Raw genomic sequence first — 26,361 nt, 5'->3', positions numbered from 1 at the left:
GCGACCGGCGAATTCGACTGGATGTACGACGAATACGCTGCCCACTCTATTCCGGCCCGGCCTGCGCAACCTTCCGAGCCGGTCCGTCCCGGTTCGGCGCTTATTCTGTTGGACCATGCATGCGATCCAGCCCGAGACGTCCGGCGCGCCACGGGCCGTCCACCTCCCCGCCCAGCGCGCCGCCGCCCCCGTCGAGGGCTTCGCGGTGGTGGACGTCGAGACCACCGGGCTCGGCCGCTCGGACCGCGTCATCTCGGCCGGCGTCTACCAGCTGGACGCCGAGGGCGACGTCACCGACCACTGGTACACCCTGGTCAACCCCGAGCGGGACCCGGGACCGGTCTGGATCCACGGCCTGACCCGCGAGGTGCTGGCCGGCGCGCCGACCTTCCCGGAGATCGCCGGCGAGTTCGCCGAGCGGCTGCGCGACCGCGTGCTGGTCGCCCACAACGCGCTCTTCGACTGGAACATGATCTCCCGCGAGTTCTCCCGGGCCGGCCTGCGCGCCCCCGTGGACCAGCGGATCTGCACCATGGTGCTCTCCCGCGACCTGCGGCTGCCGCTGCCCAACGGGAAGCTGGCCTCGCTCGCCGCCCACTTCGGCGTCCAGCAGCGCCAGGCGCACAACGCGCTCGACGACGCCCGGGTGCTCGCCGAGGCCTTCCGCCCGAGCCTGCACCTGGCCCGCTCCGGCGGCGTGCCGCTGCCGCTGCAGAACTGCGTCGCGGTCACCGACCTCGGCGAGGACGAGCCCGTCTCCGCCTCCCGCAGCTCGTGGACCGGCTCCTCCTACCGGCAGGCCAGGAAGCGCCCGCCGTGCCCGTACCCGAACCCGGGGCGCTGGGAGGACGGCAAGCCGCTGGTGCAGGGCATGCGGGTGGCGTTCACCGGCGACACCGCCACCGACCGCGAGCTGCTGGAGGACCGCGCGGTGGAGGCCGGCCTGCACATCGCCACCTCGGTGAGCCGGCTCACCAGCCTGCTGGTCACCAACGAGCCCGGCAGCTGGAGCGGGAAGGCCCGCAAGGCCCGCGAGGTGGGCACTCCGGTGGTCGGCGAGGACGCCTTCCTCCAGTTGCTGCGCGAGGTCGCCCCGCACCCCGGTGCGTGAGGGAGTCGTGAGGTGGGCGTACGGTGCCCATGTGTACCGTTTTCTGCTCTCCCGGCGCTGGGTGATCACCCTGCTGATCGCCCTGGTGCTGATCCCCACGACGATCAAGCTGGGATTCTGGCAGTACCACCGCCACGAGGCACGGGTGGCCCGCAACGACCTGATCGCCCAGGCCCTCACCGACCGGCCGGTGGCGTTCGACTCGCTGTCGACCGCGCCCGGCTTCACGGTCCCCAAGAGCCTGACGTGGCGGGCCGTGACGGCCACCGGGCAGTACGACCCCGAGCACGAGTTCGTGGTCCGCAAGCGGACCGACTCCAGCGGGGACAAGATCGGCTACTTCGTCGTCACCCCGCTGCGGCTCGCGGACGGCAAGGGCACCGTCCTGGTGAACCGCGGCTGGGTGCCGTCCGGCGCCTCCGCCACCGCCTACCCGCCGGTGCCGGCCGCCCCGGCCGGCGAGGTCACCCTCACCGGCCGGCTGCGCGCCGACGAGACCTCGGCCGGCAGCGGCATCCGCGACCGGGCCGGCCTCCCCGACCGACAGTTCAATCTGATCAGCACCTCGCAGCAGGCCAAGGAGACCGGCGCGGTCCTGCTCGGCGGCTACCTGGAGCTCACCGCCACCACCCCTGCCCCGGCCGACCAGCCGGAGCTGCTCCCCGAGCCCAACCACTCCGACATCGGGCCGCACATGGCGTACGCGATCCAGTGGTGGCTGTTCACCGCGTTGATCCCGGTCGGGGTCCTGGTGCTGGTCCGCCGCGAGGCGAAGGACCGCGCCGAGGCGGCCGCCGAGGCCGAGCTCCCACCCTCGGCCGTGCCCGCGTAGCGTCCCGGCGGCCCGGGCCGCGCGCCGTCCCGGGCCACCGTCGCCCCTGCTACAGGACGTCGTCCAGCTCGCGCAGCAGTCGGGCCTTGGCCCGGGCGCCGACCACGGACCGCACCGGCTCACCGCCCCGGAATACCATCAGCGTCGGCATCGACAGCACGCCGTACCTGGCCTGCGTCTCCGGATTGCGGTCGACGTCCAGGCTGACCACGGTCAGCCGGTGCGCCTCCTCCCTCGCGATGTCCGCCAGCACCGGCACCATCTGCCGGCACGGCGGGCACCAGTCCGCGGTGAAGTCCACCAGTACCGGCCCGTCCGCGGCCAGCACCTCGCTCGCGAACGTCGCGTCCGTGACCTCCGCCACCCCTGTGATCCGCATCGCCTACCGTCCCTCCCACTCGATCGCCAACTCGCACCGCGGCGGTTCGGCGGCGGCCCCTGCGGCCAGCTCGTCGCGGGCCTGCTCGGCCCGCTCGAACTGCTCGGCCACCTGGGCGCGGACCTCCTGCAACCGGGCGATGCACCCGTCCAGCTCGGCCAGCTTGCGCCGGTAGACCTCCAGCGAGGCCGGGCAGGAGTCGCCCGCCGGGTGGCCCGCCTGCAGGCACTCCACGAACGGACGGGTCTCCTCCAGTCCGAAGCCGAAGTCCTGCAGGGTGCGGATCTGCTCCAGCAACCGCAGGTCGTCCTCGCCGTAGGCGCGGTAGCCGTTGCCGGACCGCCGCGCGGGCAGCAGCCCGAGCTGCTCGTAGTACCGCAGCGCGCGGGTGGTCGTCCCCGCCCGCTGCGCCAGCTCACCGATCCGCATGTCCGCACCCTGCCTTCCGGCCGCCGCCGTCCGAACGCCTTCGGGAACGACGGTAGACCTTCACGCGGACGTCAAGGCCAGTACGTCCGACGCCCGGCCCGCCCGGGGTCGAGTGGCGGTTGCCGGGCGCAGGGGCCGGGCGCAGGGGCCGGGCGCAGGGGCCGGGCGGTCGGGTTCGGGTGGTCGGGTTCCGGCGGTCGGGTTCGGGGCGTCAGTGCTGGGTGTTGTAGAAGCCGATCAGGACGGCGCCCCACCAGCCGGCCTGCGAGACCGTCGCCGAGACGGCGCCCCGGGCCAGCAGCCGGGCCGGCGGGCGGATCCCCTCGTACCCCTCCAGCCGGCGGTGCAGCGTGCTCGCGTACACGCCGTTGAGCGCGATCAGCAGGACCAGCCCCAGCTTCACCCGGGTCAGCCCGGACGAGAGCTGCGGCTCCAGCAGCACGCCGCTGAGCACCAGTCCGGTCAGCCCGCCCCAGACCGGGACGTGCAGCGGGGCGGTGAACCCCACCACCTGACGCAGCGTGCGGCGTCCGAGCATCCAGAGCAGGCCGTAGTAGTCGATCGCCAGCACCGCGCCGAAGCCCACCACCAGGGCGGCGAGGTGCAGGAACAGGGCCACGGTGTGCAGCGCCGGGTCGGCGTGCAGGTGCGCGGCGGTCCAGGCGCTGGCCGCCCAGACCACCAGGACGGCCGCGACGGCACCGACGAGCCGGAGTCTGCGCCGGGCGTCCTCCGAAAGGTCCGCGGCTCCCCCCTGGGCCGGGACGGCGGTTCGGTACTCGGGCATGACGGTGCTCCGCGATCGGGGGTAAGGGTGGGCTAAGCAAGGGTAGGGTTCCCTAACTTCGTTCTGCCGTCAACTTTCAGCCACTCAGCGAACAACTTCGGCCACTGACGACCGGTGCCGCCTCGCGCCGCGGCCGACACGCCCGGGCCCGCCTTCGGCCGCCCCTACCCCGTCCGCCCGCCTGACGGCAGGATGGCCCCATGGATCTCGGACTGAAGGACAAGGTGTACGTGGTCACCGGCGCCAGCCGCGGCCTCGGTCTCGCCGCCGCCCGCGAACTGGCCGCCGACGGCGCCAAGGTGCTGGTCAGCGGGCGGAACAAGGAGACCGTCGACGCCGCCGTCGCCGACCTCGACGCCCTCGGCGGCCCCGGCACCGCGCACGGCACGGTGGCCGACAACGCCGACCCCGGGGCCGCCGGCCGCCTCCTGGCCGCGGCCGTCGAACGGTTCGGCCGCCTGGACGGCGTGCTCATCAGCGTCGGCGGCCCGCAGGCCGGCCCGGTGGTGGCGACCGCCGAGGACGCCTGGCGCGACGCCTTCGAGTCGGTCTTCCTCGGCGCCCTGCGGATCGCCCGCGCCGCGGCCGACGCACTCGGCGAGGGCGGGGTGATCGGCTTCGTGCTCTCCGGCTCGGTCCGCCAGCCCATCGCCGGGCTCGGCATCTCCAACGGCCTGCGCCCCGGCCTGGCGATGGCCGCCAAGTCGCTCGCCGACGAGCTGGGCCCGCGCGGGATCCGGGTGGTCGGTCTGCTGCCGGCCCGGATCGACACCGACCGGGTGCGCGAGCTGGACGCCCTCGGCGGGGACGCCGACGCCGCCCGCGAGCGGAACAGTGCCCAGATCCCGCTCGGCCGCTACGGCACCCCGGAGGAGTTCGGCAAGGTCGCCGCCTTCCTGCTCTCCCCCGCCGCCTCCTACCTGACCGGTGTGATGGTCCCGGTCGACGGCGGCGCCCTGCGCGGCCTCTGACGCCCGCTCGCCGGCTACATCACCCTCGGGTACTTCCGCCGGCCGCCGCGCCTCCGGGCGGCCGGCGGCTTCGCCCGCGCCACCGTGACCCGCAGCTCGGCAGGGAGCTCGGGGAGGCCGAGACTGGTCCGCGCAGCGGTGCGCGGGCCGGTCTCGAAGTGCTCGACCAGCGCAGCCGGTTCACCGCCCGGAGCCAGCCGGACCGCCACCCGCAGCCGCGGCCGGCCCGGTCCGCGGATCAGTCGCACCTTCGCGCGGCCGACCTCCGGGAGCGCGACCGTGCCGGTCTCCAGGACGTCCTCCAGCGCCCGGGTGCGCAGGCGCAGTCGCAGGCCACGCGAGCCGGGGGTCGGCACGAGGACGGTCGCCGGGCCGCTGCGGTGCAGCTGGGCGAGGAGCCACCAGGCCGATCCGGCCACCGCCAGGACGAGGCCACCGATCACCGCCGGCCACCACCACTCCTCGTCGACCCAGCGGGTCCGCGACCGGGCGCTCACCACCGGCTGGTCCGGCGAGGCCAGCGGCCACCAGCTCGGCGGGTCGGCCCCCAGGTGCGCGTACAGATCGAGGCCACCGGCCAGTACCAGCAGCCCGACCGCGAGCAGCACCGCTCCGGCCACGCCCAACAGCACCCGGTTGACGGTGGCCCGGTTCACTCGGCCCCTCCCCGCCCGGACTTCCCGGACTTCCCGGACGTCCCGAACGTCCCGAACGTCCCGGACGCGGTCGCCCCCGACCCCGACCCCGGCACTGCACGACCGGGTGCGGCTGCCCCGGCACCCGCCGCACCACCGTCGGCAGGCCCTCCGCCGGGCCCACCACCCGGCTCGACGTCCTGCGCTCCGCCGTGCCCCCGGTGTCCCCCGGTCCGGACGTCGAGTCGCAGGGGGTCGGCCAGCGTGACCCTCGCCAGCTCCTCGCGCAGTTGCCGCTGCACGCTCGCCGGATCGGCGGGACCGACGAGGGTGGCCTTCGCCCGACGGCGGCCGACCCGGACGGTCAGGTGGTCGACCCCCGGCAGCCCGGCGCCCCGGTCCAGTAGCAGGACGCGGATCCCGGCCCTGTCGATGGCGGCGGTGGTGTCCCCCTGCGGGCGGAGCGGGAGCCAGCGGCGCAGCCCGGGGGCGAAGGCGAGCCAGAGCAGCCAGCCGCCGAGCAGCACGGCGACCCCGGCGCCGAGCAGCACCCAGGTGTCGTTCAGGTGCCGGGTGGCCAGTTCGTCGGCCGTTTCGGCGCGCCAGCGGCGCGGGGGGTGTCCGGTGCGGACGGCGATCGCGTCGTAGAGCAGCGCCACGCCGAGCACCAGGACGGCGGTGGCGACCAGCGCGGCCGCGGCCGTCCGTGGCGCCCGCAGCCTGGGCACCTTGACCGGCTCCGGCAGAGGTTCGGGTGGGGGCTCCGGCCCGGGTCCGGGTTCCGGCTCCGGCCCAGGCCCGGGCTCCAGCGCGGGCTCCGGCCCGGCCGGTCCGTCGAGCCCACCCGCCCCGGCACGTCCACCACCCCCGGCCGGCCCGACAGGCTCGCCGGGGGCGCCGCGCTCCGTCGGCCCGCCGGGACCGGGCGGCTGCTCCGTCATGCCCCTCCCTCGGCCACCAGCCGTTCGACGACCACCACCACCTCGGTGACCCGGGTCCCGGTCAGCGCGCCGACCTGCGCGGTGATCCGCTCCTTCACGGTGCGGGCGAGCGCCGCGAGGTCGGCGGGAAAGGGCAGGTCGACAGAGACCCGGACGCTGACGGTGGAGCCGGGCACCGAGACGGAGACCTTCGGCGGCCCGCCTCGCTCCGCCCGCCCGCGCCAGGCCTCGGCGAGCGCGTCACGGGCTGCCCGGGCGGCGATCCGGGCGTACACCCGGTCGGCGATCCGCAGCCGCCCGCGGGCGCCGGGTTCGCGGCGGACGGGTCCGGCGGAGGGGGTGGCGAGCGGGGCCATCAGCGGCGCCGGTCGCGGCCGCGCAGCAGGTCGCCTAGGTCACCGAGGTCGATGTCGCCTTCCAGCAGCCGCCCGGCCACGAAACCGACCACGCCCAGCGCGGCCACCAGCAGGAACGCCGCGAACCCGCCGAAATAGCCGGCGAAGCCGAGGGCCATTCCGACCGCCATGCCGAGGACGGCCAGGTTCATCCACTCCACCTCGTCTTCCGCTGCGTCCCGCCCCACCGGCGGGCTACTTCAACTTGGGCCGCTGTCCGGACGGGATGCTCGCCTCTTCCTCCTCCTCGACCTCCGGCTCGTCGGGGAGGTGGACGTCGTTGACCGCGATGTTGACCTCGACGACTTCGAGACCGGTCAGCCGCTCGACCGAGTCGATGATGTTCTCCCGCACCTGGCGGGCTACTTCGGGGATGACCGCGCCGTACTCGACGACCAGCGCGATGTCGATGGCGGTCTGCTTCTCCCCCACCTCGGCCTTGATGCCGCGTCCCACGCTGGACCTGCCGCCGGGCACCCGGTCGCGCATCGCGCCGAAGGTCCGGGCGAGGCCCGAGCCGAGGGCGTGGATGCCGGAGACCTCACGGGCGGCCATGCCGGCGATCTTCTCGATCACGCCGACGGCCATCGCCGTGCGGCCGCGCTCGACCATCGGCTTGCTGCTCCCGCTGTTGGAGGGCATCGCGGCGGGGGTGGCTGCCGAGGTGGGCTTGTGCAGGGTGGCGGGCGTCGGAGTGTCAGGCATGGGCGCATCTCCCGTCGTACGGCTCCAGCTATATCGCAAATCCCTCCAACTCTGGCATTTCGCCACGATTCGCGCGCCCGGAGGACCGCCGGACGCGGGCCCGGACGGCGGAAGGCCCGGCTCCGGGGGGCGGTTCCCCGGAGCCGGGCCTTCGGCGGACGGTGGCGGTCAGTCGCCGATGCCGGCCAGGTCGCGCAGCCGGCGGGCCTGCGCGGTCCGTTCGGCGGAGCGCTGCTCGTCGTAGGAGCGGCCGCCGGCGCCCTGGAGCAGCGCCTTGGTCTCGATCACGGCGCTGCGCGGGGCGGCCAGCAGCGCGGCGGCGAGGTCGCGGGCGGCGGCGTCCAGCTCCGCGGCGGGGACGGCCAGGTTGGCCAGGCCGATGGCGGCGGCCTCCTCGGCACCGACCCAGCGGCCGGTGGCGCAGATCTCCAGCGCCCGCGCGTAGCCGACGAGTTCGGTGAGCGGCTTGGTGCCGGCCAGGTCCGGGACGAGGCCGAGCGAGGTCTCCTTCATGGAGAACTGGACGTCGTCGGCGACCACTCGCAGGTCGCAGCCGAGGGCGAGCTGGAAGCCCGCGCCCACGGCGTGGCCCTGGACGGCCGCGATCGAGACCAGGTCGGGGCGGCGCCACCAGGTGAAGGCCTCCTGGTAGGAGGCGATGGTCTCGTCGAGGTCCTTGTCCTCGGCGGCGGCCAGCTGGAGGAAGTTCCGCTCGCCGGGAATGCCCTCGGCGGTGAACATCGCCCGGTCCAGGCCGGCCGAGAAGGAGACGCCCTCACCGCGCAGCAGCACCACCCGCACGCTGCCGGGCAGTTCGCGGCCGACGGCGCTCAGGGCGCGCCACATCGCAGGCGACTGGGCGTTGCGCCGCTTGGGCTGACAGAGGGTGACGACGGCGAGCTCGCCGTCGATCTCCAGGCGGACGCCGTCCTGCTCCCAGGGGGAGGTTTGCGGGTCGGTGGCGGGGGCGGTCATGCGGGGACCTCCGGTGGCGAGGGACTTGGCTACCGGAGAGTAACAAAACCGCCCGCGCGGCGGCAGGGTGGTGGCGCGCACGCATGGAGGAGGAGGGAGGGCGTTCGCGCGAGGCGTCGGCGGGCGTTCGCCCGGGGCGTCGGCGGGCATGACGATCGGCGGCCGGTTCGCACGGGCCGAGGACGGACGACCATCCGCCGCATCCCCGGTCGGCGCCCTGCCGCCGAGTCATCCGTCGATGGACTGACGGACCGTCAGGAGCTGGCTCCAGCAGTAGCTTTGTTCTTGCCCCGCGTGGCACCACCGCGGCCCCGGAGGATCACTCCGGACTCGCTCAGCATCCGGTGCACGAAGCCGTACGAGCGACCGGTCTCCTCCGCGAGAGCGCGAATGCTCGCCCCGGAGTCGTACTTCTTCTTGAGATCGGCCGCGAGCTTCTCACGCGCGGCACCGGTCACCCGGCTGCCCTTTTTCAGAGTCTCGGCCACCCGTGCCTCCTCGTAGCGTTGCTCGGTCAGATTCCCATGATCACCCATCCACCGCGTCCTGGCCACCCATTCGGCAAGGTCGATGTCGGGAATGCGTGGTCATTCGGTGGTGATCCGAGCGCACAAGGGCGCTCACGCAGAGTGCACGCCCCCGGGCGGCTTCCGCCGTTCGACGCGAAAGAGCTGATCAGCAGCGTCGGCCCGACCACGATCGAGTGGCGGGCCGACGGAAGCTCCTTAAACGGAACCCAGGACCTCTTCATTCCCGGACACGCCGTAAGGACTAGATTTTCTGGTCCAAAGAGGGGACCGCGCGTCTGCCTGTCAGCTCAGGCGAGCGAGACCAGGTCGGCGTACGCCGGGCTCCAGAGGTCCTCCACGCCGTCCGGCAGCAGGATGATCCGCTCCGGCTGGAGCGCGTCGACCGCCCCCTCGTCGTGGGTGACCAGCACGACGGCTCCGCTGAACTCGCGCAGCGCGCCGAGGATCTCCTCGCGGCTGGCCGGGTCGAGGTTGTTGGTGGGCTCGTCGAGCAGCAGCACGTTGGCGCTGGAGACCACCAGCGAGGCCAGCGCGAGCCGGGTCTTCTCACCACCGGAGAGCACCCCGGCCGGCTTGTCGACGTCGTCGCCGGAGAACAGGAAGGAGCCGAGGATCTTCCGGATCTGCACCAGGTCGGTGTCGGGCGCCGAGGAGCGCATGTTCTCCAGCACCGTGCGGTCCGGGTCCAGGGTCTCGTGCTCCTGGGCGTAGTAGCCGATCTTCAGGCCGTGGCCGGGGATCACCTCACCGGTGTCCGGCTGCTCCACGCCGGCCAGCATCCGCAGCAGGGTGGTCTTGCCGGCGCCGTTGAGGCCCAGCACGACGACCCGCGAGCCGCGGTCGATGGCCAGGTCCACGCCGGCGAAGATCTCCAGCGAACCGTAGGACTTGGAGAGGTCGCTGGCGGTCAGCGGGGTCTTGCCGCAGGGGGCCGGGTCCGGGAAGCGCAGCTTGGCGACCTTGTCGCTCTGCCGGACCTGCTCCAGGCCGGAGAGCAGCTTCTCGGCCCGGCGGGCCATGTTCTGCGCGGCCACCGTCTTGGTCGCCTTGGCGCGCATCTTGTCCGCCTGAGCGTTCAGGGTCGCGGCCTTCTTCTCCGCGTTGGCCCGCTCGCGCTTGCGGCGCTTCTCGTCGTCCTCGCGCTGCTGCTGGTACTGCTTCCAGCCCATGTTGTAGACGTCGATGGCGGACCGGTTGGCGTCCAGGTAGAAGACCTTGTTGACGACCGTCTCGACCAGGTCGACGTCGTGCGAGATGACGATGAAGCCGCCCTTGTAGGTCTTCAGGAAGTCCCGCAGCCAGGCGATCGAGTCGGCGTCGAGGTGGTTGGTGGGCTCGTCGAGCAGCAGCACGTCGGAGTCGGAGAAGAGGATCCGGGCCAGCTCGACGCGGCGGCGCTGACCGCCGGAGAGGGTGTGCAGCTGCTGGCCCAGGATGCGGTCCGGCAGGCCCAGCGCGGCGGCGATGGTGGCGGCCTCCGCCTCCGCGGCGTACCCGCCCTTGGTGAGGAACTCGGTCTCCAGCCGCGCATACTTCTTCATCGCGGTGTCCCGGGTGGCGCCCTTGCCGTTGGCCATCCGGTCCTCGTTCTCGCGCATCTTCTTCAGCACGGTGTCGAGGCCGCGCGCGGAGAGGATGCGGTCCTTGGCGAGGACGTCCAGGTCGCCGGTGCGCGGGTCCTGCGGGAGGTAGCCGACCTCGCCCGAGCGGGTCACCGTCCCGGCCGCCGGCAGGCCCTCGCCGGCCAGCACCTTGGTGAGCGTGGTCTTGCCGGCACCGTTGCGCCCGACCAGGCCGATCCGGTCGCCGGGGGCGACCTTGAAGCTCGCGGACTCGATCAGGATCCGGGCACCGGCGCGCAGCTCTAGGGCGTTCGCGGAAATCATGGCTGGGTACTTCTCCTGGGACGTGGGCGGGCCCTGGACGGGTCACAGGGCCGGGGCAGCGGATGGGGGCGTCGTCGCGGCGGTCGGCTCACCGCACGAGGCGGCGGCGCTCGCTCGCTAGTGCCCGGAGAGAACAGCCATGGCGGCAAGTCTACCGGGCCCGCGGAAGGGCCCGGAGAACCGCCGTCCGGGGGGACGCCGGGCCCGGGGCCACCGGGTCCGGCACCGGCTACTGCTGGGCGCCGGCGGCCTCCTGCACCGCGCAGGAGCCCTGCGGGCGGACGGCCGCGAACGGCTCGGCCGCGCTGCCGCAGGCCGACTCCGGAGCGGCGGCCTTGGTGTCGAACACCTTGGGGCCGACGATCGGGCCGTCCGAGATCAGCACCCGGCGGCCGTCCAGCGGCTTCAGCGCCACCGCCGGACCGGCGTTGAGCTGCCAGCCCGTGCTGTCCAGGCGGTAGCCGGAGATGCCGCCGGAGACCGGTTGGCCGCTGCTGTTGGTGCAGCTGCGCGGGACCAGCACGGCGTAGTCGGTGCCCACCGTGCGGGTCGGGTCGTAGAGGCAGTTGCCGGCCGGCTTGGAGTTGTAGCGCAGGTCGCCGTCGGCGTCGCGGAAGCCCATGGTCAGGTTCGGCGTCACCACGGCGACCCAGGGCGAGGACTGCTGGACGGTGTGCAGGGCCGCGGCGGCGCGGTCGGTGGCCAGCTGCCGGCGCTGTTCCTCGGTGCGCTTGTCGGCCCCCGGCTCGCCCTCGCCGCGCAGCCAGTCCGCCAGGCCGGGCACCGCGCGGTGCCAGCGGACCTCGTGGTCGCCCGGCCGGGCCGAGGTCACCAGGCCGTCGTCCCAGACGACCACGGCGCTCTCGCCCGCCATCGACAGGTACAGCGCGGTGGCCCCCTCACGGCGGTAGGACCAGGTGTGCTCACCGGTGGCGCGGTCGTACGCCTCCAGACCAGGGCCGACCTTCAGCTCCAGATCGGCCGCGCTCACCGACTGCGCGTTGACCGGGCCCGCCTCCGCGCCGCCCGGCCCGGCGACCCTGTCGCCGAACGGAACCGGCTTGTTGGCGTGCGCGGCCGCGCCCGCCACAAGGACCAGCAGTACCGCCAGGGCAGGGAGGACCGATCGGGGGGTGAGTACACGCAGCGGCTTCCAGGACACGGGCGGAGCGTACCTTTCACCACCCGCGCGAGTCAGCCGGACTCGGCCGTCCGTCCGGACCGCGGGACCGTGCGCAGCCGATTCGCCACCTTCGTCCCGACCCGGCCGCCGACCTGCGCCGTCGGGGCCGCCACCGCGCCGACCGGCCTTCCGACGGGCGGGCCGGGTAGCGCTCCCACGGCCGGGCGGACTGTTACAGAGGTGATACACGACGCGGTTGCGGCGGACGGCGTTCGAATATCGCCCACTTTAGGGTGACATTCTGCTTAATCCTCCCCGGCCGGGCCTACTGTCGGCGCACGGGGCCCCGGTGCGTCCACCCGGCCCCGCACCCCGTGGAGCCCGGAGGAGAGACCATGCGAATCGGCCGCCTGGCGCTGGCCGCCGCCGCCCTGCTGCTGCTGACCACGGCCAGCGTCCCCGCCGGGACCCCGCTCAGCCAGACGGAACGGCACAGCCTCTCCTCCGACGCCTTCCAGCCGCGCGGCGCCGCCCCCCGGCCGGTCGTCCAGCGGCCGAGCCACGAGCCGCCGTTCGGCGCCTTCGTCGGCTCGTGGGACACGTACATCCCGCAGATCGGCCGGTACGCGCAGTGGCTCGGCGACGCCAACTTGCAGGTCGGCCACACCTACCTGGCCGGCAACGGCTGGGCGGACATCGAGGGCGAGCCCGTGGTGCTCGGCCTCTGGTCGCAGTGGCGGCTGGCCGACCCGTCCCGGATGCTCGTGCTCGGCGTGCCGATGCTGGTGCCCAACGAGGCCGCCGTGCCGGACGGTGAGGTGGCCCGGCTGCTCGGCCAGGGGGCGCGGGGCGACTTCGACCAGCACTTCCTCAGACTCGCCCGGCGGCTGGTCGCACTCGGCGGGGCGGACACCGTGCTCACGCTCGGCTGGGAGATGAACGGCGTCACCTACACCCACCGCTGCAAGCCCGACCCCACGGCGTGGAAGGCCTACTGGCGGCGGATCGTCTCGGTGATGCGCTCGGTGCCCGGGCAGCGGTTCCGCTTCGACTTCGCCCCGAACCGGGGCCTGGACGCGATCCCGTGGACCAGGTGCTACCCCGGTGACGACGTGGTCGACATCATCGGGATGGACAGCTACGACCAGCCCGCCGGTGCCAGCTTCGACGACTACGTGCGCGAGCCGTACGGACTGCAGGACCAGGTGGAGTTCGCCGCCAAGCGGGGCAAGCCGGTCTCCTACCCGGAGTGGGGACTGTTCCGCAACGGCGACAACCCGCAGTTCGTCCAGCGGATGGTCGAGTGGATCCGCACCCACGACACCAGCTACCAGACCGTCACCGACTACTGCCCGCACGGCTTCTGGCAGTGCGGGCAGAACCCGCGCTCCAGCGCCCTGTTCAAGCAGCTGATGACCGGTTCGAAGGGCGCGCCGGCCGGCTCGCAGCCGACGCCCCCCGCGCCCAGCCCGAAGATCACCCCGGCCCCGTCCCCGGCCGCGCCGGCCACCCCGACCGCGCCGGCCACCCCGACCGCGCCGCCTCCCGGCACGGCGACGCCGGCGGCCCCGGCCTCCCCCACAGCCACCGCCTCGCCCACGCCGTCCGCGGCCGCCCTCTCCGCCGAACCGGCCCCGAGCGGACGGCCGGCCCGGCGCTGAGGCGGGCGGCGCGGCGGCCGGTCAGCTCCGGCGACGGGCCAGCAGCACCTGCTTGAGTCCGGGCATCCGGTCGTCCAGCACGTGGACCGCGGCCCGGCGGGCCCGCACCGCGCCCGCCCGGGCGGCGAGCGCCGGGGCCGGGCCCCGCGGGCCGAACAGCAGCCGCTGGTTCGGCAGCCGGTCCGGGCGCCAGCGCTGCTTGTACGGCTCCTGGCCGCGCAGCAGGCCTATCACCGGGACACCGGCCGCCACCGTCTCGTCCAGCGCCGCGCCGAACAGCAGCCCGGCGATGTCGAGCCGCTCGCGCAGCTTCGGGTGCGCGCCGTACAGGTAGAGACCGCTGAAGGACGGGCAGAGCAGCAGCACGTTGACCGCGACCAGCTCACCGTCGAGCCGGAACCGGTGCACGACCGCCAGGCCCCCGGCGACCAGGCCCGTGGTGGAGTCGGCCAGGTGACGGGCGAACCGCTCGGTGCGGTGCTCCGGGGTGACGCCGCGCTCCCGCCACTGCAGGAAGTGCAGCCGCAGCAACTCGGCGATCGCCTCCGGCACCTCCTCCGGCGGCGTGGTGCGGACCTCGACACCGGCCTCGGCGATCCTGCGCTGCTTGACCCGGTTGCGCTGCGCGGTCTTGCCCTTCAGCCGCTTCAGCAGCTCGTCCATCGGCACGCCCGGCAGGTACTGGCAGACCGAGTCGTCGAACCGCCGGCGGCGGCCGGACCAGTGCGCGTACACCCGCTGCACGGCGGCCTGCGGGTGCACCTCGCGCAGTTCCAGGGTGTGCCAGGGGCGGGTGAGCGGGAGGGCGGCGGCGAACTCGGCCGCGGCCCGGTCGGCGCAGTCGTCGTCCAGCAGGACGTCGGTGAAGTCGGCCAGACCGCCGCCGAGCCCGGTCAGGCCGCCGAGCGGACCGCCGCGGCGCCGGAACGCGCCGGCACCGACCAGCCGGCCGTCCCGGCGGACCAGCACCACCAGCAGGGCACCCGGACTGCCGTACTGGCGCCACCAGGAGCGCTGCCATGCTGCGGCCTGGAAGAAGGTGGCGGTCCGGCAGCGAGCGGCCAGGTCGTCCCACTCCTCGGCGAGAGCGTCGAGGGCGTCGTCCTCCCGGTGCAGCTCGGTCGTCCAGTGCGGCGGGCCGGCCTGACCGGGCAGGCCCGGAGTGAGCCGGGCCTCGGTGCTCATCGCCCGCCCCCGGCGGCGGACTTCTGCGGAGCGGGGGCCTTCGCCGGGGCGGTCTCCTCCGGGGCCCGGTCCGGGGCGCTGCGCTCGGCGGCCCGCTCCGGGGCGCTGCGCTCGGCACCCCGCTCCGGGGCGGCCCGCTCCGGGGTGGCCGGCGCCACCGCGGTCCGCGGGCCGGGGGCGGCCGGCGCCGGTACGGCGGCCACCGGCTCGGCCGCGGTGGCCGCCGGCTCCGACCCGCCGCCGCCCCGGCGGCGGGTCATCATCGCCAGTGCGCCGATCAGCAGGCCCGCCGCACCGCCCACCGCGACGTCCAGCTGAGCCGACGGGGTGGTCGGCCGGTCCGGCTCGGCGGCGGGAGCCAGCGGGACCAGCCGTACCCCGGTCTCCTTGCTGCTGGCGTTGGCGAAGGAGACCAGCGAGCTCGCCACCGCATCGGCCGCCTCGACCGCCTCGCGCGGGCCGGCGCCGGTCCCGGTGATCTCGATCATCGGCGCGTCCGGCGAGGTGGTGCCGTGCACCAGCGCCTCCAGCTCGCTGCGGGTGCGGCCGGTGTCCGCGGCGGCGGCCGCGAGCACCTGCGGCTGCCCGGCCAGCCGGCCGTACGCCTGGGCGAAGTTGACCGCGGTCGCGCTCTCCCCGGGGTTCTGCGGCACCACGATCACGTAGGAGTTGGCGGCGTACGAGGGCTGGGCCACCGCGGCGTACCCGGCGCCGGCGGCGGCGCCGAGCGGCACCGCGAGGGCGACCGGCCACCACCGGCGGGCCAGGCTGCGGGCGCTTCGGCGCGGTTCGGACATGGGGTGCTCCGTAAGTTGTCAGGCGGCCCGGGAGGCGGGCCGGCGGTTCGGACGCCGGCGGCTCAAGCGGCGGCCAGGCGGTCGTAGAGGGCGCCGAGGGCGGCGGCCACCCGGACGATGTCGTAGTGGCCGACGGCCGGCGGCCGGGGCAGCGGGTCGGTGCTGTGGTCGTTGAGGTGGCGCAGGTCGCGCAGCGCCGCGGCGTAGGCGGCGGCGTCGGAGGGGATCCGGCGGGCCTGCGGGGCGGCGGTGGGCGGCAGTTCGTCCAGCGCCGGACAGGCGCTGTGGCGGACGGGGAGGCCGGCCGCCAGGCCCTCCAGCACGCCGAGGCCGAAGGTCTCCTCGGTCGAGGGGGCGGCCAGCACGTCGAGCACGGCGAGGAGTTCGGGGACGTCGTCGCGCTCGCCGGTGAACAGCAGGCGCTCCCGGACGCCGAGTTCGCCGGCCCGCCGCTCCAGGGCGGCCCGCTCGGGGCCGTCGCCGACCAGCACCAGCCGGGCGGCGGCGTCCAGCTGCGCCAGCGCCTCCACCAGGACGTGGAAGCGCTTGCCGGGGACCAGCCGGCCGACCCCGCCGATCACCCAGTTGTCCGGGCGGAGGCCGAGCTCGGCCCGCAGCCGGGCCCGGTCGGCGGCCCGGGCGGCGTCCGGGCGGTGGTAGCGGGCGGCGTCGATTCCGTTGGGGATCAGCTCGATCCGGGCCGGCGGGACGCCCCAGGCGTGCAGGGTCTGGGCGACCTGCCGGGAGACCGCGACGGTGGTGGTGCCCAGCCGCTCGGCCGCGAGGTAGAGGCCCTTGACCCCGCGGGTGACGGGGCGGCCCTCGATCACCCCGGCGTGCAGCGAGTGCTCGGTGGAGATCACGGTGCGGACCCCGGCGAGCCGGGCGGCCGTCCGTCCGTACAGCTGGGCCCGGTAGAGGTGGGTGTGCACCAGGTCGTAGCGGCCGGCGCGGATCAGCCGGACCAGCCGGGGCAGCGCCCCGAGGTCCCGGTTGCCTCGCATCGCCAGGTGGTGGACGGTGACGCCCTCGGCGCGCAGCGCGGTGGCCACCGCGCCGGGGTTGGTCAGCGCGGCCACCTCGCAGTGCTGATGGGCGGGCAGGTGCCGCAGCAGCAGCTGGAGCTGCCGCTCGGCACCGCCGGAGGCGAGCCCGGTGACGATGTGCAGCACTCTCATCAGGCACGCCCGCCACTGCCCTTGGCGGTGCCCGCGTCGCCGCTGCCGGCGCGCTCGCCCCCGGGGCGTTCCGGGCGCTCGGGACGGGCCGCCGGGTCGAGCCGGGCCCCGCGGTCGAGCCGGGCCCCGCGTTCGAGGCGGTCCGCGAGGCGGCTGCGGCGCAGTTCGGTCACGGTGTCGCGCAGGTGGTGCCGGCCGCGCTTGGCGCGCAGCCGCCAGGCACCGTCACGGTCGCCGACGTAGCAGCGCGGCAGCGCGTACCGGCCGGTGAGCGGGGAGTGCGCGATGGCGCAGGCGTAGTCGTAGCCGGCGTCGCGGACGGCCAGGGTGGCCGGCAGGTCGACCGCGCCGTACGGGTAGCAGAAGCCGGTGACCGGGCCGCCGACGACCTCCTCCAGGGCCCGGCGGCTCTCCCGGGTCTGGACGGCGAGGGCCTCGGCGGACAGCCCCGGCAGCGACTGGTGGCCGAGGCCGTGCGAGCCGATCTCCCAGCCGGCGGCGGCCAGTTCGGTGACCTCCTGGACGGTGAGCAGCTTCTTGCGCGGGCCCTTCTCGTCCCAGTCGTTGGCCCGGCCGAGCAGGTCGGCGACCACGTAGGCGGTGGCGGTGAAGCCGTACGCCTGCAGAATCGGTACGGCGTGGCGGGCGAAGTCCGCGTAGCCGTCGTCGAACGTGAGGCCGACCAGGTCGTCGGCCCGCCCGGCGGCCCGGGCCCGCATCAGCTCGCGGACCGAGACCCCGCGCCGGCCGCGCCGGTGCAGCCAGGCGATCTGCTCGGCGAACCGCTCGGGGCTGACGGTCAGTCGGTACGGGTCCTCCTTCTCGACCGCCACCGAGTGGTACATCAGGATCCACGGCGAGGAGGTCTCCGGGACGATCGCCTCGTGGGCCGGCCGGCGGCTTCCGGGAAGCTGTGCCTGGGCCCGGCGGGCCCCCGTACGCGGGGCGTCGGCGAGCGCGCCGACCGTGCGGGGCACGGCGGTGCGGAGCACGCCCGACAGGGCCGAACGGACCGATCCCCGTTCAACGTCCATGGGGAAGCTTCCCTTCATCGGCAACGGCTGGCGGGCTCAGGGCCCGGACGGCGGCGAGGACCGGTCCGCGCACCTCACGGGCACCGAGGACGGTGCCGAGGGAGGCGAAGGCCAGCGCCACGGTGAGGCCCCCGAGCAGGGTCGAGAGCAGGGGGTCGGTGACGAGCCCGGCCGCGAGAGTGCCGAGGCCGGCCGCTCCGGCGGCCGCGCCCAGCAGCCGGGCGTGGCCGGCGAGAACGAGCCGCAGCCGCAGCTCGATCCCCCGCAGGACCAGCCCGCGCAGCAGCAGCACGGCCGTGGTGGTGATGCCGGCCGCGTTCCCGGCGGCCAGGCCGAGCGCGCCGAAGCGGTCGGTGGCGGCCAGGCCGACGGCGGCGGTGACGACGAGGCCGAGCACCATGGCGGCGGCCGGGTACCAGTCGAGCAGCCGGCGGCCGCCGCCGTCGCACGGGTCGCCGGCCCGGCGGACCACCGGACGGAGCGAGAAGTAGGGGCGGATCATCACGCCGATCAGCGCCTGGGCGGGCAGGCCGAAGCTGTAGACCCGGATGACGGCGGCGGTGGCGGCGGCGTCCCGGGGGCCGAAGGCACCGCGCTGGAAGAGCAGGGCGACCACCGACGGGGCACAGGCCATCAGGAAGGCGGTGCCGATCAGGACGAGCGCGGCGCCCTGGCCGAGGTCCTTCTCCACCCGGTCGCGGGCGGCGTCCAGGTCCCCGGCCGCGAGCGCGCGGGCGACCAGCGGGAAGGTCACGGTGACCAGCAGGATGGCCACGGTCATGGCCAGTTGGGAGATCTTCGCGGCGTAGTTGAGGTGCGAGATGCTGCCCGGGGGCAGTGCGGACCCGAGGTACCGCTCGACGAAGACCTGCGCCTGCCGGGTCAGGGTGAAGGCGACCGCCGGGAGTACGGCCAGCGGGATCAGCACCAGCCCCTGGTCGGCGAGCGGGGACCGGGCCGGTCCGCGCCGGCCCTGGCGCAGCCGGCGTCCGATCGGCACGGCCACCACGGCGGCCATCAACAGGCTCCCCGCGGCCACCCCGATCGCGGCCGACTCCACCCCGAGCAGGTCGTGGCCGGTGAGCAGCGCGGCCAGGATGGTGAGGTTGTACGCGACGTAGATGCCGGCCGGCGCGGTGAAGCTGTGGTGCGCGCGCAGGGCCGAGCCCAGGTACCCGGCGAGGCCGAACGGCAGGATGGTGCACGCGGTGATCCGGGTGCAGGTGACGGCGAGCTCCGGGTCGGCCAGCCCGGGGGCGAGCAGGCCGACGAGCTGACGGGCCCCGAGGACGACACCGAGGGTGAGCAGGCAGAGCACCAGCAACAGGCCGGGGAGCGTCGCCCGCGCCAGCTGCCGCACCGGGTCGGGGCCGTCGGGGCGCTCCTCGCGCAGGACCAGGGCGAGGCTGAAGGCCGGGACCATCAGGAACGCCATGCAGTCCTCGATCAGCAGGGGCGCCGCCGTCTCCGGGACGGTCCAGGCGACCAGGAAGGCGTCGGTGCCCTGGTTGGCGCCGAAGAAGGTGGCGAGCAGCAGGTCGCGGAGCATGCCGAGGACGGATCCGGCGGCGGTGAGCACGGCGGTGACGCCGAAGGCCTTGGCGACGAAGCCGTGCCGGGGGTCGCCCACGGCCGGGGTCCCGGCGGCGGGCGGCGCGCTGCGCGGGGCGGGGAAGGCGGGGGTGAGCGCGGCCGGCGGTTCGGTGGTCATCGCCCGACTCCGCTGCCGGTGTGCGCCCGCTCGACCTCGGGGCGGACGCCCGCCCGCTCGACCTCGGAGCCCTCGGGCCGGCCCCCGGCGCGCCGGCCGTGAGCGGTGCGGGCGGCGAGGCCGAGGACGACGGAGGTCAGCACGGTGGTGGTGCCGCCGATGTCCGCGTAGAGGAAGTCGACCAGCACCCAGACCAGCAGGGCGAGCGCGGCCAGGCCGGTGCCGCTGGCGCGCCGCAGACAGCGCAGCAGCAGGCCGAGGAAGAGCACCCCGTACGCGGTGATGCCGATCAGGCCCTGCTCGCTGAGGACCAGGAAGTACATGTTGTGCGGGGAGAGCAGGGGCTCGCGCCGGAAGCCGATGGTGGCGTCGGCGGCGTCGCTGCCGGAGGAGAGCCGCAGCGGGGCGTGGCTGTCGCGCAGCTGCTGGAAGGCCTTGGGCCCGGCTCCGGCCACCGGGTGGTCCTGCCAGATCCGCCCGGCGGTGGCCCAGAGGTCGTAGCGGTCGGAGACGGACTGGTCGGGGGCGGCGGAGACGGAGCCGATGGAGCTGAGGCGCGCGGTGACGCCGGAGGCCCCGAGGCCGAGGCCACCGACCAGGACGACCGTCGCGGCCAGCGCCAGGACGGCGCTGCGGACGGCGAGCCGGGCGTCGGCGCGCAGCAGCAGGACGGCGGCGGCGGCGCCGGTGGCGATCCAGCTGCCGCGGCTGAAGGAGACGGCGAGCGGGAGGGCCAGGAAGGCGGCGGCCGCGTACATCGCCCGGCGCAGCCCGGCGTTCCCGCCGGGCCCCCGCTCGCCGAGGGCGAGGGCCAGTGCCGCCAGCAGGCCGTAGGCGACCACGGTGGACATCGCCATGACGTCGAGCGCGCCGAAGGTGCCGACGGCCCGGATCGGCTGCCCGGCGTAGGAGGCACCGGTCCGGGTGAGGTACTGCTGGGCGCCGACCGCGCCCTCGACCAGCGCGGCAACGACGAAGGAGCCGAGCACCAGGCGCTGGTCGGTGCGGTCGCGCAGCGAGCAGAGGACGGCGGCGGGTACCAGGACGAAGACCTGGGTGAGCCGGACGAAGCCGGTGAGGCTGGTCGCCGGGTCGATCGAACCGATGGTGGCGACGGCGGCGGCGACCACGACGGCGCCGAACTGGAGGGCCGCGGTCCGGCCGATCGCGGGGGTGCGACCGCGCAGGAGGTGCACCGCGGTGAGGGCGACCAGGGCGAGCGAGGCCAGGTCGGCGGCGGTGACGTGGACGGCGGCGGCGACGTCCTTCTCGCCGGTGGGGACGCAGACCAGCAGGACGGTGGCCGCGGCGAGCAGACTGGGGCGGTCCACCAGGGCGTTGGCGGCCCGGCGTAACACCCGGGCCGGGTCGGGGGCGGCGGTGAGGGGGAGGGCCACGCCGGTTCAGCTCCCGTCCGGGTGGAGCATCAGCGCCGCGGTCCGGCACAGGATCTTGACGTCCTGCCAGAGGCTCCAGCTCTCGATGTAGCGGTTGTCGAAGCGGGCCCGGTCCTCGATCGAGGTGTCCCCGCGCAGGCCGTTGACCTGGGCGAGGCCGGTGAGGCCGACCGGGACGCGGTGGCGGTCGGCGTACTCGGGGTAGGCCTGGCTGAACCGCATGACGAAGTACGGGCGTTCGGGCCGCGGGCCGACCAGGCTCATGTCGCCGCGCAGGACGTTCCACAGCTGGGGCAGCTCGTCCAGGGAGCTGCGGCGCATCAGCTTGCCGACCGTGCCCATCCGGTGGTCCTGGGCGATGTTCCAGCGGGTGGCCGACTCGTGCTCGTTGCTGGGCCGCAGGGTGCGGAACTTGAGGACGGTGAAGACCCGGCCGTCGAGCCCGGTGCGCTGCTGGCGGAAGAGTACGCCGGGGCCGGTGTCGAAGCGGACGGCGAGGGCGCAGAGGGCGAGCACGGGGGCGAGGGCGATCAGGCCGACTCCGGCGGCGGCGACGTCGAGCGCGCGCTTGGCGGCCCAGCCGGGGCGGCCCATCGCCGGCCGGCCGACGCGCAGGCAGGGGTATCCCCAGAGCTGGTCGCCGCCCGGGATCCGTCCGGTGGCCAGCGAGCCGTACTCGCGCAGCGCGGGCACCAGCCAGACCTGGCAGCCGAGCCGGGCGGCGTCGCGCAGGGCGGCGGCGGTCTCGGCCTCGTCGGCGGCGCCGGCGGTGGCCACCACGTGGTGGACCCGGTGCCGGCGGACCTCGCGCTCCAGCACCTCGCGGCCGCCGAGCACCGGGAGGTCGGTGTCGCCGGAGAGCAGCGGCGGGTCGGGGTCGACGAAGCCGATCGGGCGCATGCCGTACTCGCCGCGGGCGGTGAGCGCGGCGGCGACCCGGCGGCCGAGCCGGCCGGCGCCGAGCACCAGGACGGGGCTGGGACGGCTGCGGCGGATCCGCCTGACGAGGTGGTAGAGCATGGCGCGGCCGCAGACCGCGAGCAGCAGTTGGGTGCCGAGCAGGACGGTCAGCCGCCCCGGGGTGGCCGGCCCGCTGTCGGGCCAGCGGCCGTCGAGGCAGCCGGCCAGGGTGACGGCGAAGGCGGCGGCGACGACGGCGCGGGCGGCCAGCGCGGGCAGCTCGTCGAGGACGGAGAGGGTCAGCCTGGTGCGGTAGAGGCCGCCGGCCAGGTTGAGCAGGAGGAGCAGCGGCAACAGGGCGGCCACCCCGAGCAGCGGCTCGACCCGGACGGCGGGGTCGAGCACGCGGTTGGCGGTGCCGGTGGCGGTGCAGAGGGCGACGGCGTCGACCGCGGCGAGCGCGGCGGGAAGCGCGAGCCGGGAACGGACCGGCCTGCGGTGGCGCCGGGCCGGCGGGGCGCTGCGGGGGGCGGACCGGGCCGGGCGGTCCAGCAGACCGGTGGCCGGTCGGCGCTGTCCGGACAGGGGCCGCCCAGGCCTCGGGACGCTGTCGTGGTCAATGGTCATCAGCGCACGAACTCCCCTGCTGTGTGCCCGGGGTGACGTCGCTCCGGCACCGGATGGCCCGGAGCGGCCGCCGCGGCCCGGCGGGCTCGGTCCTGACAGCACCTGCTACCGCTGGCGGCTTTCGAGTTTCTCGCGAATTCCCGGCATGAAATCGAAACGAAGCAGGCAAAATCAGACATTACCGAAAGGGGGCCAAGGCGCCGGAAGGTGACTTGCCATTTCATTCCAGCCGCCCATTAATAGGTAATTCCGATTTCACCCCTCGCCGACATCCGGCTGAGGGTGCGAATACGACAGCGCCGGAACGGCGGGCATTCACGGCATGTGAAACGATCAGATCCGCTGCGGGACACGGGCACGGCGGCGTCCGGCCGCCGGACCGGCACCCAGCAGGTCCCGGTAGAGCGCGTCCACCTGTTCGACCACCGACCGCACGTCATGGCGGGCCACCGCGTGCTCGCGCAGCCGCGAACCGCGTCGCTCGCACTCGATCGGATCGGACAGCGCTTCGGCCATTCGGGTGGCGAGCGCGGCGGCGTCCTCGGGCGGGACCACGGCGCGTTCGCGCTCGGCCGGCGGCAGGCACTCGCGGGCCCCGGGCACGTCGGTCAGCAGCACCGGCCGGGCGGCCGCCATCGCCTCCAGCGGAGCCAGCGCCATCCCCTCCCAGCGCGAGGGCAGCACCACCAGGTCCGCCGCCGACAGCCACGGCCGCGGATCCGGCACGTCCCCGACCAGACGGACCCGGGAGGGCTTGGCCGACTCGCGCACGGCGGCGGCCAACCGGGCCGCGTCCGGTCCGCCGCCGACCAGCGCCAGCCGGGCCTGCGGCACCCGGCGCAGCACCTCGGGCCAGGCGGCGAGCAGGACGTCCTGGCCCTTCTGGCGGCAGAGCCGGCCCACGCAGACGGCCAGTGGCGCGTCCAGGTCCAGGCCGAGCGCGATCCGGGCGGCCCGGCGCTCGGCGGGCGCGTAGTGCCGGACGTCGACGCCGTTGGGCACCACCGCCCAGTCGGCGTGCAGACCGGCCGCGACCCCGTCGGCCCGCTCCTGGACGCTCACGCAGAGCAGCCGGTGGGCCCAGCGGGTCGCCAGCCGCTCCCAGCGCAGGGTGGCCGCGGCCAGCGGGCCGTCCACCGCGGCGAACGACCAGGCGTGCGGCTGGAAGACCGTCGGCACTGCGCCGCGGATGGCCAGCCGGCCGGCCAGCCCGGCCTTGGCGCTGTGCAGGTGGACCATGTCGGGCGCCGCGGCGCGGACGATCCGGCGCAGCCGCCAGGCCTCGGGGGCGGTGGCCGGGCCGGGCGAGCGGCGCGCCGGCCAGTCCTGGACCAGGGCGCCGACCGCGGCGGCCTCCCCGGCCAGCCGGCCGCCGCGCGGGCAGGCGACCAGCACCCGGTGGCCGGCCTCGCGCTGGCCGCGGACCAGGTCGACCACCACGCGGGCGACCCCGCCGTCGACGGGCTGGGAAATGTGAAGGATCGTCATATGCACGGCGGCGAGCCTAGGGTGGCGCCGCCGCGCCCGGGGTCCGCCGTCACCCGCAGGTGGCGGCCGTCCACCCGTACGGCTTGCCGCTCGCACGGGTGGACGGGCCGCTCGAATTCCCGTCCGGTCGGGGCGGCGGGGTCAGCGGACCTCGTCGGCCAGGTTGGCCAGCACCTGGTCGTGGATCCGGTTCAGGCCCTTCGGGGCGAAGGTCCGCTCGAAGAAGCCGCCGATACCGCCGGCGCCCTGCCAGGTGGCCGAGACGGTCACCTTCGACCGGCCCTCGCCGGCCGCGGCGACCGTCCAGGTGATGACCATGCTGGAGTTGGCGTCCTTCTCGACCAGCTGGTCCGGCTTGGGCGCCGAGACGGTGAACAGGCAGTCGCGGACCCGCTTCTCGGTGGCCTGCAGCTTCCAGTGCACCTGGGTGCCCGCGCCGTTGCCCCCGGCCCGGACCTCGTACTCGCTGTACTGCGCGGGCAGCAGCTTGGGGCGGGTCACCTGGTAGTCGGCCAGCGCCTCGTACACCCGCTCGGGGGCGGCGTCGTAGACCCGCTCGGTGGTGGCCAGCACCTGTCCCATGACCTTGCTCTCCTCGTCCGTGGTTTCCGGTTCCACCGGCAAGCCAACCACAGCGGACGGCCCGGGACAGCTCAGGGGCCGTGCGCCGCCCCGGGCTCACGCCAGCCGCAGCCCGCCGGTGCGCTGCGCCCGGGCCTCGCCGAGCCGCAGGGCGAGCACCGCGCCGGCCAGCAGCAGCACGCAGAGCGCGGCCAGCCAGGCGAGCCGGGGCGCCAGCTCGCCCAGGCCCCGGCCCTCCAGCAGGGCGCCGCGCACCACGGCCAGGCTGCCGGTCAGCGGGAGCGCGGCGCCGAGCAGGCGCAGTACGCCGGGCAGGGCGAAGGCGGGCAGCCGCACCCCGGCGACGAACCACATCGGGTCGTCCAGCACCGTGTAGACGAAGGTGGAGTCCCGGGAGAACACCATCAGGCTGTTGAGCAGGGCGCCCCAGGCCACCGCGGGCAGCAGCAGGGCCAGCAGCACCACCGGGTACATCCACGGGCCGGCCACGTCCAGGGCACCGAAGCCGAACGCGGCGGCGCCCAGGAAGCAGGTCAGCAGCCAGGCGTTCTGCAGCAGGGCGCCGGCGCCGTTGGCCAGCATCAGGACGAGCCGGTCGGCGGGCGAGAGGAAGAGCAGCTCCAGGGTGCCGGTGGTGCGCTCGAACGCGAAGTTCCACGCGGACTGCACCAGGGAGAAGAAGAACGCCCAGGCCAGCGCGCCGGTGGCGAGGAAGCCCAGCAGCCGGGCCGGGTCCGCGGCGAGCGGCCAGCGGGCGGCGCCCCCCGAACCGGCCGCGACCGGGTGCAGGGTGTAGTAGGTGGCGGCCAGTTGGAGCAGCGGCCAGACCAGCATCGAGGCCACCACCAGCGGCTGGCCGAAGAGCGTGCGGTGCTGCTTCAGCGCCTCGGCGGCGAACACCTTGCCGGCGTGCCGCAGGGTGCGGCGCCGGCCCCGCGGTGCGGGCCGGGGGCGGCGGGTGCCGCCGACCGGGCGCGGCGGCGGGAGGGTGCGGCCGACGGGGTGCGGGGCGCGGACGCCCCGGTCGGCGGCCGGCAGCAGCACCTCGAAGGACGGGAGGTCCGCGGTGCGGGCGGTCATGCGGCGGCCTCCGCCCGGGCGGCGGCGGTCGCGGCGGCGGAGGGGTGCGCCGCCCGGTCCCCGGTGAGCGCCAGGATCGCGTCCTCCAGGCTGGCCCCGGTGACCTCCAGGCCGCCGATCGCGCCGCCGGCGGCGACGATCGCCCCGGCCAGCGGACCGGCCACGTCCTGCGGGTGGCGGACGCCGACCACCAGCGCGCCCTCCCCGGTGGCGGTCAGCTCGGCGCGGACGCCCAGCCCGTGCGCGAACCGCGCCACGGCCTCCTCCAGCTCCGGCGAGGGGTTGGTGACGGTGACCCGCACGCTGCGGTGGCTCCCGGTCGCCGTCTTCAGCGCGTCCGGGCTGCCGGCGGCGAGGTGGCGCCCCCCGGAGATCACGTACACGTGCTCGCAGAGCTCCTCCACCTCGGCCAGGTAGTGCGAGGTGAGCAGCACCCCGCGGCCCTCGGCGGCCAGGGCGGCGACCACCCGCCGCAGGTCGCGGGCGATCGGCGCGTCCAGGCCGAGGGTGGGCTCGTCCAGCAGCAGGTACGCCGGGTCGTTGATCAGGCCGCGGGCGATCGAGAGCCGCTGGGTCATGCCGCGCGAGTACCGCTCGACCGGGGTGTCTGCGGCGTCGGTGAGCCCGACCAGCTCGAGCAGCTCGCCGACCCGGGTGCGCAGCACCGGGTTGGGGACGTCGTAGAGGTGTCCGAAGTAGCGGAGGTTCTCGGCGCCGGTGAGCTTGCCGTAGACCATCCGCTCGCCGCCGGCGATCAGGTTGATCCGGCGCCGGGCCTCGCGGGCGTGCTCGACCACGTCGAGGCCGTCCAGGGTGACGGTGCCCGAGGTGGGGCGGAGCAGTGTGGCGAGGATCTTGATGGTGGAGGTCTTGCCGGCGCCGTTCAGGCCGAGCAGGCCGGTGACCCGGCCGGGCGGGATCTCCAGGTCGAGGCCGTCGACGGCGGTCTTCACGGCGCGGGGGCCGAACAGGCCCTTCTCCCGGGTGCGGAAGGTCTTGCGCAGGGCGCGGGTGCGGATCAC

At 75.1% G+C, this 26,361-nt stretch carries 27 protein-coding genes; 4 read left to right on the top strand and 23 right to left on the bottom strand.

What is annotated here, in order from left to right:
- Positions 1-115: 115 nt before the first annotated feature.
- Entirely contained in the window at positions 116-1,111 is a 996-nt protein-coding gene (locus MCM47_RS21130; RefSeq protein ID WP_238863217.1) for a DEDDh family exonuclease, read from the top strand.
- Between the two features lie 31 nt (positions 1,112-1,142).
- Entirely contained in the window at positions 1,143-1,943 is an 801-nt protein-coding gene (locus tag MCM47_RS21125) for an SURF1 family protein (RefSeq protein ID WP_238863216.1), read from the top strand.
- A 49-nt stretch (positions 1,944-1,992) separates the two neighbouring features.
- On the opposite strand, the gene trxA is transcribed toward MCM47_RS21125, so the two are convergent.
- The 3 genes from trxA to MCM47_RS21110 form a co-directional block, all read right to left on the bottom strand.
- Positions 1,993-2,322, bottom strand: a complete 330-nt coding sequence (gene trxA / locus MCM47_RS21120) for a thioredoxin (protein WP_255752594.1) — start codon at positions 2,320-2,322, stop codon at positions 1,993-1,995.
- A gap of 3 nt (positions 2,323-2,325) precedes the next feature.
- On the bottom strand, positions 2,326-2,751 hold the full coding sequence (locus MCM47_RS21115; protein ID WP_238863215.1) for a MerR family transcriptional regulator: 426 nt from the start codon (positions 2,749-2,751) through the stop codon (positions 2,326-2,328).
- Positions 2,752-2,962: 211 nt separating this feature from the next.
- Positions 2,963-3,538, bottom strand: a complete 576-nt coding sequence (locus MCM47_RS21110; protein ID WP_238863214.1) for a hypothetical protein — start codon at positions 3,536-3,538, stop codon at positions 2,963-2,965.
- Positions 3,539-3,738: 200 nt separating this feature from the next.
- Here MCM47_RS21110 and MCM47_RS21105 point away from each other — a divergent pair, with 200 nt between their 5' ends.
- On the top strand, positions 3,739-4,509 hold the full coding sequence (locus tag MCM47_RS21105) for an SDR family oxidoreductase (RefSeq protein ID WP_238863213.1): 771 nt from the start codon (positions 3,739-3,741) through the stop codon (positions 4,507-4,509).
- 14 nt (positions 4,510-4,523) lie between these two features.
- On the opposite strand, the gene MCM47_RS21100 is transcribed toward MCM47_RS21105, so the two are convergent.
- The 9 genes from MCM47_RS21100 to MCM47_RS21060 all read right to left on the bottom strand — a co-directional run bounded on the left by MCM47_RS21100 (position 4,524) and on the right by MCM47_RS21060 (position 11,738).
- Positions 4,524-5,165, bottom strand: coding sequence for an alkaline shock response membrane anchor protein AmaP (locus MCM47_RS21100; RefSeq protein WP_238863212.1), 642 nt, complete (start codon positions 5,163-5,165; stop codon positions 4,524-4,526).
- Positions 5,162-5,872 carry a DUF6286 domain-containing protein gene (locus tag MCM47_RS21095; protein WP_238863211.1) on the bottom strand — a complete coding sequence of 237 codons (711 nt, stop codon included), beginning with the start codon at positions 5,870-5,872 and terminating at the stop codon, positions 5,162-5,164. The genes MCM47_RS21100 and MCM47_RS21095 overlap by 4 nt, the downstream gene beginning before the upstream one ends.
- A gap of 209 nt (positions 5,873-6,081) precedes the next feature.
- Complete coding sequence (locus tag MCM47_RS21090) at positions 6,082-6,441, bottom strand: hypothetical protein (protein WP_238863210.1); 360 nt, start codon at positions 6,439-6,441, stop codon at positions 6,082-6,084.
- Positions 6,441-6,632: a hypothetical protein gene (locus MCM47_RS21085; protein ID WP_238863209.1), complete on the bottom strand. Its 192-nt coding sequence runs from the start codon at positions 6,630-6,632 to the stop codon at positions 6,441-6,443. The genes MCM47_RS21090 and MCM47_RS21085 overlap by 1 nt, the downstream gene beginning before the upstream one ends.
- A 43-nt stretch (positions 6,633-6,675) precedes the next feature.
- Entirely contained in the window at positions 6,676-7,185 is a 510-nt protein-coding gene (locus MCM47_RS21080; protein WP_374209181.1) for an Asp23/Gls24 family envelope stress response protein, read from the bottom strand.
- 168 nt (positions 7,186-7,353) lie between these two features.
- Positions 7,354-8,160 (bottom strand): enoyl-CoA hydratase/isomerase family protein, encoded by an 807-nt coding sequence (locus MCM47_RS21075; RefSeq protein ID WP_238863208.1) that lies wholly within the window; start codon positions 8,158-8,160, stop codon positions 7,354-7,356.
- Positions 8,161-8,414: 254 nt separating this feature from the next.
- Positions 8,415-8,648, bottom strand: a complete 234-nt coding sequence (locus MCM47_RS21070) for a helix-turn-helix domain-containing protein (protein ID WP_049658450.1) — start codon at positions 8,646-8,648, stop codon at positions 8,415-8,417.
- A gap of 329 nt (positions 8,649-8,977) precedes the next feature.
- Entirely contained in the window at positions 8,978-10,576 is a 1,599-nt protein-coding gene (abc-f, locus tag MCM47_RS21065) for a ribosomal protection-like ABC-F family protein (protein WP_238863207.1), read from the bottom strand.
- 229 nt (positions 10,577-10,805) lie between these two features.
- Positions 10,806-11,738, bottom strand: a complete 933-nt coding sequence (locus tag MCM47_RS21060) for a hypothetical protein (RefSeq protein WP_238863206.1) — start codon at positions 11,736-11,738, stop codon at positions 10,806-10,808.
- 356 nt (positions 11,739-12,094) lie between these two features.
- Between MCM47_RS21060 and MCM47_RS21055 the strand changes: the two genes are divergently transcribed.
- Positions 12,095-13,360 (top strand): glycoside hydrolase family 26 protein, encoded by a 1,266-nt coding sequence (locus MCM47_RS21055; protein WP_238863205.1) that lies wholly within the window; start codon positions 12,095-12,097, stop codon positions 13,358-13,360.
- Positions 13,361-13,381: 21 nt separating this feature from the next.
- Here the strand turns inward: MCM47_RS21055 and MCM47_RS21050 are convergent, their stop codons facing one another.
- From MCM47_RS21050 to MCM47_RS21000, 11 genes are all read right to left on the bottom strand, one after another.
- Entirely contained in the window at positions 13,382-14,545 is a 1,164-nt protein-coding gene (locus MCM47_RS21050; RefSeq protein ID WP_238863204.1) for a GNAT family N-acetyltransferase, read from the bottom strand.
- On the bottom strand, positions 14,542-15,342 hold the full coding sequence (locus MCM47_RS21045) for a Wzz/FepE/Etk N-terminal domain-containing protein (protein WP_238863203.1): 801 nt from the start codon (positions 15,340-15,342) through the stop codon (positions 14,542-14,544). Before MCM47_RS21045 ends, MCM47_RS21050 begins: the two co-directional genes overlap by 4 nt.
- Positions 15,343-15,404: 62 nt before the next feature.
- Complete coding sequence (locus tag MCM47_RS21040; RefSeq protein ID WP_238863202.1) at positions 15,405-16,520, bottom strand: glycosyltransferase; 1,116 nt, start codon at positions 16,518-16,520, stop codon at positions 15,405-15,407.
- On the bottom strand, positions 16,520-17,554 hold the full coding sequence (locus MCM47_RS21035; RefSeq protein ID WP_238863201.1) for a polysaccharide deacetylase family protein: 1,035 nt from the start codon (positions 17,552-17,554) through the stop codon (positions 16,520-16,522). Before MCM47_RS21035 ends, MCM47_RS21040 begins: the two co-directional genes overlap by 1 nt.
- A complete protein-coding gene (locus tag MCM47_RS21030) occupies positions 17,544-19,265 on the bottom strand; it encodes a lipid II flippase MurJ (protein ID WP_238863200.1) in 1,722 nt (573 codons plus the stop codon). The genes MCM47_RS21035 and MCM47_RS21030 overlap by 11 nt, the downstream gene beginning before the upstream one ends.
- The gene (locus tag MCM47_RS43340) at positions 19,262-20,662 is read right to left on the bottom strand and encodes an O-antigen ligase (protein ID WP_238863199.1); all 1,401 of its coding nucleotides are present in this window, start codon (positions 20,660-20,662) and stop codon (positions 19,262-19,264) included. Before MCM47_RS43340 ends, MCM47_RS21030 begins: the two co-directional genes overlap by 4 nt.
- Before the next feature lie 6 nt (positions 20,663-20,668).
- Complete coding sequence (locus MCM47_RS21020; protein ID WP_238863198.1) at positions 20,669-22,189, bottom strand: sugar transferase; 1,521 nt, start codon at positions 22,187-22,189, stop codon at positions 20,669-20,671.
- Positions 22,190-22,522: 333 nt separating this feature from the next.
- Positions 22,523-23,677 (bottom strand): glycosyltransferase, encoded by a 1,155-nt coding sequence (locus MCM47_RS21015; RefSeq protein ID WP_238863432.1) that lies wholly within the window; start codon positions 23,675-23,677, stop codon positions 22,523-22,525.
- Positions 23,678-23,818: 141 nt separating this feature from the next.
- Positions 23,819-24,259, bottom strand: a complete 441-nt coding sequence (locus tag MCM47_RS21010) for an SRPBCC family protein (protein ID WP_238863431.1) — start codon at positions 24,257-24,259, stop codon at positions 23,819-23,821.
- 96 nt (positions 24,260-24,355) lie between these two features.
- Positions 24,356-25,339 (bottom strand): ABC transporter permease, encoded by a 984-nt coding sequence (locus tag MCM47_RS21005; RefSeq protein ID WP_238863197.1) that lies wholly within the window; start codon positions 25,337-25,339, stop codon positions 24,356-24,358.
- Entirely contained in the window at positions 25,336-26,361 is a 1,026-nt protein-coding gene (locus MCM47_RS21000) for an ABC transporter ATP-binding protein (protein ID WP_238863196.1), read from the bottom strand. Before MCM47_RS21000 ends, MCM47_RS21005 begins: the two co-directional genes overlap by 4 nt.

It is taken from the genome of Kitasatospora sp. A2-31, from assembly GCF_022288725.1.
Classification (GTDB): Bacteria; Actinomycetota; Actinomycetes; order Streptomycetales; family Streptomycetaceae; genus Kitasatospora.
Note: the sequence above shows the minus strand (reverse complement) of the source record. Positions and strands in the feature narration are given on the sequence as shown.